At 65.0% G+C, this 1627-nt stretch carries 1 protein-coding gene; it reads right to left on the minus strand.

Annotation, left to right across the window (positions count from 1 at the left end; all coding sequences use genetic code 11):
• Positions 1-161 precede the first annotated feature (161 nt).
• Complete coding sequence (locus tag V5F77_RS28710; RefSeq protein WP_429008456.1) at positions 162-1505, minus strand: IS1380 family transposase; 1344 nt, start codon at positions 1503-1505, stop codon at positions 162-164.
• Positions 1506-1627: the final 122 nt, after the last annotated feature.

A 1627-nucleotide genomic window follows, 5' to 3' on the forward strand; every position in this document is an offset into this window, starting at 1 on the left:
CCGTCCTATTCATGACGACCACGGATTTTGCCGGCCATCGCCTGGCGCATGATTTCGGGCGCACGCCATCGTTCGGATTTTTCACCGTCTGACGAACCGTACTTGGGTGAACGCGCTGGAGGGAACGGCTGGATGATGGGGGCTCACGCCCCGCCTGTTTGTTACGGGCCGCAGGGCATGAGGGCTGCGGGCAATCCGCGGAACAGATCTGCTTCCGGACAGCAGGCCGCGAAGGCAAGGCGCACGCGGCTGGCCGTCTCGACGACCCGGGCGGCGATCTTGAGCAGCCGGAGCCGCAACGTCGCGAACTCCGCCTTCGCCAGATCGCGCACCTTGGGGATGGCGTCGCGCACAGCGAGCATCAGCCAATAAGCTGCGGTGTGCAGCACGAGGCGGACCTGATTGGCGACGGCGGAACGGCACGACGTGCGATCCGACGCCAGCTGGGTTTTGTGCAGCTTGATCAGGTTCTCGGCCTGACCGCGCGCGCAATACAGGCTGTCGTAGAGCCATTGCGGCGCGCCATGCGAGAGATTGGTGACGACGAAGCGGATGTCGAGGCCGAGCCGCGTCGCTTCGATGCGGGCGATCGCGCGCCGTTCCCTGTCCCAGGATTTGGCGCGATGGCCCGTCTCGGCATAGCCGCGCACGACGTCCTTGTCATCGAGGGCGCGCTCGACGCGGACAGCGTCCGCCGTCTCGTCGACTTTCTTGGACAGCGGCCTGGTTCCGGGAAGGCCGAAGATGTAATCGACGCCGTGATCTTCACACCAGGCCATCGCCTCTGGCCGCGCATAATGCCCGTCGCCGCGAAACAGGATGCGGGTCGTCGGCCAAGATTTGCGGATATGCCGCACGAGCCGGCGCAGATGCGCTCTCACCTCGACGCCGGATGGCGTCTTGCCCGGGCGCAGGATCATGGCGACGGGGCGGCTCTGTTCGGTGTCGTAGACATGGATCGGCAGAAAGCAGCGCTCGTCGTAATGTGCGTTGAACAGCGACAATTGCTGATGGCCATGCGCGATGTCGCATGTGTCGTCGATGTCGAGCGTGACGGAGGGCGGCGGCTCGTCGTAGGAGGCCATCCATTGGTCGACGAGCGCATAGGTCAGGCGGATCACATCGCGCAGGGCGGGCGCGTTCTCGAGCCGCGACAGCGTCGGTTGCGAGCAAAGATCGCGGCCCGTGTCGGGCAGGCGCCCACAGGCGAGCTTGAACGCCGGGTCGGAGCGCAGAAAATCGAGATCGTCGGCGTCCTCATAGCCGCAGCCGATCGCGAAGATGCGGGCGCGGATCATATCGGCGAAGGTGTGGGTGATGCGCGAAGGATCGCGGCGATCGGGAAAACAGCGCGCCAGCCGCTGGGCGACGCCGAGCCGGCGCTCCGCCATGGCCAGCAGCAAGACGCCGCCGTCCGAAGAAATGCGACCGCCGTCGAACGCGGCTGTGACTTTCTTGCCCTCGACGGCTGGAAACGAGAAGGCGGGAAACGTATCGTCCGTCATGGCGAGCGTGGCAGGTCGGTGGAAGCGGAAAGGGTTGGTGTCAGCAACCAAATCCTACGCCGTTTCAGCGCTCTATGCTACGCTCGCCAGCCTTCGAACAGCGCCGTCATGAATAAGATGGG

Source organism: Roseixanthobacter psychrophilus (assembly GCF_043195195.1).
Classification (GTDB): domain Bacteria; phylum Pseudomonadota; class Alphaproteobacteria; order Rhizobiales; family Xanthobacteraceae; genus NCEH01.